Genomic DNA, 6,505 nt, shown 5'->3' on the forward strand with positions numbered 1-6,505 from the left:
AGTAATTTTTGCTACGGCGTTGGCTCGCCTTGTCGTACTATCTGTACTGTCTGCTGTCTGCGGCTTGCCGTCTTGTATCAGAATTTAATTTCTCCGACTATATGAAAGAAGGGGGCAAACGATGCCGTTTTATGTTCATTCACGATATAAAAATATAAAGGAAAACAGATGCATACCGATTCAGTATTGGCTCTATTAACCGCCCTGCAGGAAACAATCTGTGCCGCCCTCGAAGCGGAAGACGGCGGCGCGGTATTTGAAGAAGACTGCTGGCAGAGCCGCCTCGGCAGCGGCCGCAGCCGCGTATTGAAAAACGGCGCGGTATTCGAGCAGGCGGGCGTGAACTTTTCCCATGTCAAAGGCGACAAAATGCCCGCCTCCGCCACCGCACACCGCCCCGAGCTGGCCGGCGCGCGCTTTGAAGCCATGGGCGTGTCGCTGGTGATTCACCCGAAAAACCCGTATGTGCCCACCAGCCATGCCAATGTACGCTTTTTTATCGCTTATCCCGAGCATGGCCAGCCGGTGTGGTGGTTCGGCGGCGGGTTTGACCTGACCCCGTTTTACCCGTTTGAAGAAGACATTCTGCATTGGCACACCGTGGCAGCGGACGTGTGCGCACCGTTCGGCAGCGATGTTTACCCCCGCTATAAAAAATGGTGCGACGAATATTTTTATCTGAAACACCGCGAAGAAACACGCGGCGTGGGCGGCCTGTTTTTCGATGATGTCAACGATTGGGATTTTGAAACCTGCCGCAACTTTATCCAAGCTGTCGGCGAAGGTTATCTGCGTGCCTATCTGCCGATAGTTGCCAAGCGCAAACACAGCGCCTACGGCGAGCGCGAGCGCAGCTTCCAGCTTTACCGCCGCGGCCGCTATGTCGAATTCAATCTGGTGTGGGACCGGGGCACGCTCTTCGGCCTGCAAAGCGGCGGGCGCACCGAAAGCATTTTGATGTCCATGCCGCCGCTGGTGCGCTTTGAATACCGCTACGAGCCGGAAGCCGGCAGCGACGAAGCGCGTTTGAACGAATTTTTGCAACCGCGCGACTGGCTGACGGAATTGGCTTAATATCGGGCTGAAGCGGGCAGGGATGATGCCGCTTAAACCCTGCCTAGACCAGAAGGCCGTCTGAAAAAAGCCGTCTGAAAATATCCGTAATACGGTGTATTTTCAGACGGCTTTGTGATGCCCATCTCAGCGTCAAGTTTCTATAAACTGAAATGTAGGGCAGGGTTGCACCCCCGCCATTTTGTCGAAAGGCGGCAGATTAAGCCACTTGGGTTTGATGCTCGTCGCCGACGCGCTCGCGGATTTCGCCCAGGCGGTAAACGGTTTCGCCTTGCTCAGCCAGGAATGCCTGCACTGCATCGGCATCTTCTTTGGCGATAATCACCACCATGCCGATGCCGCAGTTAAACGTGCGGTACATTTCCTGAGCTTCCACATTGCCCGCTTTTTGCAGCCATTGGAACAGCTTGGGCAATTCCCACGCTTGGGCATCGATTTGGGCGACGGTGTTTTCCGGCAATACGCGCGGCACGTTTTCGGTAATGCCGCCGCCGGTGATGTGCGCCATGCCTTTGATGGTGAATTTTTCCAAAGCCGCCAAAATCGGTTTCACATACAGGCGGGTCGGGGCGATGATGGCTTCGCGCAAGGTCTTGCCCTTGTCGAACTCGGCATCCAAATCGGGATTGTCGCGTTCGATGATTTTGCGAACCAAGGAGTAGCCGTTGGAGTGCGCGCCGTTGGATGCCAAGCCCAGCACCACATCGCCTGCGGTAATACTGCGGCCGTTAATCACGCGGTCTTTTTCCACCACGCCGACGGCAAAGCCCGCCAAATCGTATTCGCCGACCGGATACATACCGGGCATTTCCGCCGTTTCGCCGCCGATCAGGGCGCAGCCCGATTCTTCGCAGCCTTGCGCGATACCTTTAATCACATCGGTGGCGCGGGCGACATCGAGTTTGCCGCAGGCAAAATAATCCAGGAAAAACAGCGGCTCCGCGCCTTGCACCAGAATATCGTTGACGCTCATCGCCACCAAATCGATGCCCACGGTATCGTGTTTGTCCCAATCAAACGCCAGCTTCAGCTTGGTGCCTACGCCGTCGGTACCCGATACCAGCACGGGGTTTCGGTATTTTTTGCTGATTTCGACCAATGCGCCGAAACCGCCCAAATCACCCAACACTTCGGGGCGCATGGTGCGTTTGGCAAAGGGTTTGATGTTTTCGACCAGTTGGTCGCCGGCATCAATATCGACGCCCGCGTCGCGATAGCTCAAAGAAGTGCTCATGCGTGGTTCCTTGTGTCAGGGGTGATGGGTAAAAGCGCTATTTTAACGTATTTTTGCCAAGCTGGCTTGCGGCGGCGGGAAATTTTTTCCGCTGCCGCGGGTTTGCCAAAATCCGGCAAATGGCGTATCGTCATCCCGTCCGCCCGCGCGGCAATCCGACAATCGGCACACAGGAGGCTTTATGGCTGCCATCCGCTTAGACGGCCGGGAAACCGGCATCGGCAATATTTTCTGCATCGGCCGCAATTATGTGGCGCACATTGAAGAATTAAACAACGAAATGCCGTCTGAAATGGTGGTGTTTTCCAAGCCGACCACCAGTCTGCTCGCTGGCGGCGGGCGCGTCCGCCTGCCGTCTTTCAGCGCAGACGTCCACTTTGAATGCGAGCTGGTTTTATATATCGGTCGGGATTGCGACGGCCTGGCCGAGGGCGAAGACTGGCGCGATTATGTCGCAGGCTACGGCGTGGGCTTGGATTTGACCGCACGCGATGTGCAAAGCCGTCTGAAAAACAAAGGCTTGCCGTGGCTGAAAGCCAAAGGTTTCCGCGATTCGGCCTGCGTATCGGATTTCCTGCCTGCCGCCGCGCTGCCCAATCCCGACGACTGCGCCTTTTCGCTGCACATCAACGGCAGCCTGCGCCAACACGGGCAAACCCGCCTGCTGATTCATCCCTTGGGCAAAATCGTGAACGAGCTGGCGCAGATATACGGTTTGCGGCAGGGCGATTTGATATTCACCGGCACGCCCGAAGGCGTGGGGCAGCTGCACTCGGGCAATGTGTTGCGCCTGGACTTGGCCGGGCTGGTGCAGGCTGAATTTCAGGTTGAATAACCGTTTGCCCAGAAATTATCGTCATTTAAAATAAGAATGATACGGCGTTGCAGCGCCTTGTCGTACTATCTGTACTGTCTGCAGCTTGCTGCCTTGTCTCATTCTGTGTTATTCGACTATAAAAGAAGCCGTCTGAAAATGAGTATTTTTCAGACGGCTTTTGCTTTGCTTAATTTTGGGTACTCATCACTTTTCCCCGCTGCCGAACAGATTGCGGAACCACAATACGATGCTGTCCCAAGTGCGGCCGAACCAGTTGGCTTCGGCGACATCGTGCAGCGCCACCACTTCTTTTTCGGCGATGACTTTGCCGTTTTGCATCATTTTCAGCACGCCCAGCGGCTGGCCTTTTTTAACCGGCGCAAGTACCGGCTGCAGGGTTTCCAATATCGGCTTCAAGCCCTCGGCGGCATCACGGGGCAGGGTCATATAGGCATCGCTCAAAAAGCCGATATCGACGGCTTTACTGCTGCCTTTATACACTTTAACCTGCGATACGGCTTCGCCTGCGGGGTAGAGCTTGGGCGTGTCGAAAGCCTGCAAAGCCCAGTTGAGCAGTTTGCTGCTTTGTGCGGCGCGTGCTTCGGTGGTGTCTGCGCCGATGACGATGGACACGATGCGGCGGCCGTTTCGTTGGCTGGAAGCGGCCAGATGGTAGCCTGCGGCTTCGGAAAAGCCGGTCTGCAGGCCGTCCACGCTGCTGTCGCGAAACAGCAGCAGGTTGCGGTTGGGCTGCTCGATGCCGTTGTATTGAAAGGATTTCAGCGCATATACGGGATAATATTGCGGGAAATCGCGAATCAGGGCTTCGGCCAGCTTCATCAAATCGGCGGCGGTGCTGACATGGCCGTCTTCATGCAGGCCGGTCGGGTTGAGAAAACGGGTTTTGCTCATGCCCAGGCGTTGCGCTTCGGCATTCATCTGTTTGACAAATTCGGCGCTCGAGCCTTGACCCACGGCTTCGGCCAGGGTCAGCGCAGCATCGTTGGCCGACTGCACCACCATGCCTTTAATCAGATTATCGACGCTGACCGGCGTTTGCGGGTTGAGAAACATCCGTGAGCCGGCGGCGTGCCAGGCCGATTGGGGCACGTTTAGCATCTGATCGGCTTTCAGCGTACCCGCGTCTAAGGCTTTGAACACCACATAAGCCGTCATCAGCTTGGTCAGCGCGGCCGGCTCGATGGGCGCATCGGCATTTTGCGAGGCCAGCGTCTGGCTGCTGTGCAAATCGCGCAGTATATAAGACGTTGCGGCGATTTCGGGCGGGGTGGTCGGGCTGTTGATGCCGGGCGGCAGCATGTCCGCAGCGGGGCTTTCGGCAGGCGCGGAAGCGGCGGCGGCGGGCGGGGAAACGGGGGCGGATGCGGCCTGCTGCGGCGCGGCGGAAACTTGGGCGGCGAGCAGGGCGGCCAGTGTCAGGCTGAGAATGCGGGGTGTTGGGGACATGAAGCGTCAGGGTGGTTCGGAAAGGCCGCCATTATACCGCCTCAGGCCGCCCTTGCTAATATTTTTCTTGATTTCGCGCGGCCTCGGCGGTATGGTTTTACCTTTGTGCCGTAAGATTGATAAATCTTTAACCGATACGGCGGCCAATCAAACTGATTTTAACGATAACTGATTGATTTGATATACCATGAATCCACGCTTGTCTTATGCCGACTACCTTATCCGCATCCTGACCGCATCGGTTTACGATGTTGCCGTCGAAACCCCGTTGGAGCAGGCGCGCAGCCTGTCGTGCCGTCTGAAAAACCGTATTTTGCTCAAGCGCGAAGATTTGCAGCCGGTATTTTCGTTCAAAATCCGCGGCGCCTACAACAAAATGGCCAAGCTGCCGAAAGAAGCGCTGGCCTGCGGCGTGATTGCGGCCAGCGCAGGCAACCATGCGCAGGGCGTGGCTTTGTCGGCGCAGCGTTTGGGCTGCCGCGCCGTGATTGTGATGCCGGAAACCACGCCGCAGATTAAAATCGATGCCGTGAAAAACCGAGGCGCGGAAGTGGTGTTGAAAGGCGTGTCCTACAACGATGCCTACGACCACGCGATGGAGCTGGCCGCGCAGCAGGGGCTGACCTATATCGCGCCGTTTGACGACCCCGACGTGATTGCCGGGCAGGGCACGGTGGGCATGGAAATCGTGCGCCAACACGCAGGCGTTATCGATGCCGTATTCCTGCCCATCGGCGGCGGCGGCCTCGCGGCGGGCGTGGCGGCCTTTATCAAACAGGTGCGCCCGGAAATCAAAGTCATCGGCGTGCAAACCGATGATTCCAACTGCATGAAGCAGTCCGTCGAAGCCGGCAGCGTGGTGCATCTGAAAGATGTCGGCCTGTTTTCAGACGGCACGGCGGTGAAAGTGGTCGGCGACGAAACCTTCCGCCTCTGCCGCGACCTGCTCGACGACATCATCACCGTCGATACCGATGCCGTCTGCGGCGCAATCAAAGACATTTTCGACGATACCCGCAGCATCACCGAGCCGGCCGGTGCGCTGGCCTTGGCCGGCCTGAAAGCCTATATCGCCCGCAACAAAGCCGAAGGACAGACGCTGGTGGCCGTGACCAGCGGCGCCAATATGAATTTCCACCGCCTGCGCCACGTTTCCGAACGCAGCGAGCTGGGCGAGGGCAACGAAGGCATTTTCGCCGTCACCATTCCCGAGCAGCCGGGCAGCTTCCGCCGGTTTATCAATATCTTGGGTAACCGCAACATCACCGAGTTCAACTACCGCTACGGCGACGACAAGCAGGCGCATATTTTTGTCGGTATGCAGACCGCCGGTCAGCATGATTTGAGCGTCATCAGCGCGCAACTGAGCGCCGCCGGCCTGCCCAACGAAGATCTGACCAACAACGAAATCGCCAAAATCCACATCCGCTACATGGTGGGCGGGCGTACCGACAAAGTGCAGAACGAGCGCTTAATCAGCTGCGAATTTCCCGAGCGCCCGGGCGCGCTGGCACGCTTTCTCAACGCCATGCAGAGCGATTGGAACATGACCCTGTTCCACTACCGCAACCACGGCGCGGATTACGGCCGGATTTTGGTCGGCATCGATGTACCGCCGGGCGACAACGACGCCTTTATCGCCTTCCTAGAAGGCTTGGGCTATCCGTATCAGGAAGAAACGGAAAACGCAGCCTACCGCCTGTTTTTGGCTTGAGCCGCAGGGAAAAATTTGGAAGACAAAAAAGCCGTCTGAAAACAGCGTTTTTCAGACGGCTTTTTGTTCTTACATATATATAGTCGGAGAAATTAATTTCTTCGATTATATCGAGATATTTTTATTATTTTCAACAAGATAGTCGTATAACTTAAATCCCGTTACGGCGTTGACTCGCCTTGCTGTACTATTTGTACTG

At 56.6% G+C, this 6,505-nt stretch carries 5 protein-coding genes; 3 read left to right on the forward strand and 2 right to left on the reverse strand.

The genetic code is table 11. The features are described from left to right. The first annotated feature begins 168 nt into the window (after positions 1–168). The gene (gene hemF, locus BDE01S_RS07235; RefSeq protein ID WP_066079441.1) at positions 169–1,074 is read left to right on the forward strand and encodes an oxygen-dependent coproporphyrinogen oxidase; all 906 of its coding nucleotides are present in this window, start codon (positions 169–171) and stop codon (positions 1,072–1,074) included. Positions 1,075–1,273: 199 nt separating this feature from the next. On the opposite strand, the gene purM is transcribed toward hemF, so the two are convergent. After that, entirely contained in the window at positions 1,274–2,308 is a 1,035-nt protein-coding gene (purM, locus tag BDE01S_RS07240) for a phosphoribosylformylglycinamidine cyclo-ligase (protein ID WP_066079443.1), read from the reverse strand. A 181-nt stretch (positions 2,309–2,489) separates the two neighbouring features. Here purM and BDE01S_RS07245 point away from each other — a divergent pair, with 181 nt between their 5' ends. Beyond that, the gene (locus BDE01S_RS07245) at positions 2,490–3,143 is read left to right on the forward strand and encodes a fumarylacetoacetate hydrolase family protein (protein ID WP_066079446.1); all 654 of its coding nucleotides are present in this window, start codon (positions 2,490–2,492) and stop codon (positions 3,141–3,143) included. A gap of 186 nt (positions 3,144–3,329) precedes the next feature. Here BDE01S_RS07245 and BDE01S_RS07250 read toward each other — a convergent pair whose 3' ends face one another. Continuing rightward, positions 3,330–4,592 (reverse strand): D-alanyl-D-alanine carboxypeptidase family protein, encoded by a 1,263-nt coding sequence (locus BDE01S_RS07250; protein WP_066079451.1) that lies wholly within the window; start codon positions 4,590–4,592, stop codon positions 3,330–3,332. A gap of 187 nt (positions 4,593–4,779) precedes the next feature. On the opposite strand from BDE01S_RS07250, the gene ilvA reads away from it, so the two are divergent. After that, positions 4,780–6,306 carry a threonine ammonia-lyase, biosynthetic gene (gene ilvA / locus BDE01S_RS07255; RefSeq protein WP_066079453.1) on the forward strand — a complete coding sequence of 509 codons (1,527 nt, stop codon included), beginning with the start codon at positions 4,780–4,782 and terminating at the stop codon, positions 6,304–6,306. The last annotated feature ends 199 nt before the right edge of the window (positions 6,307–6,505 follow it).

The sequence above is a fragment of the Bergeriella denitrificans NBRC 102155 genome (genome assembly GCF_001592185.1).
Taxonomy (GTDB): domain Bacteria; phylum Pseudomonadota; class Gammaproteobacteria; order Burkholderiales; family Neisseriaceae; genus Neisseria; species Neisseria denitrificans.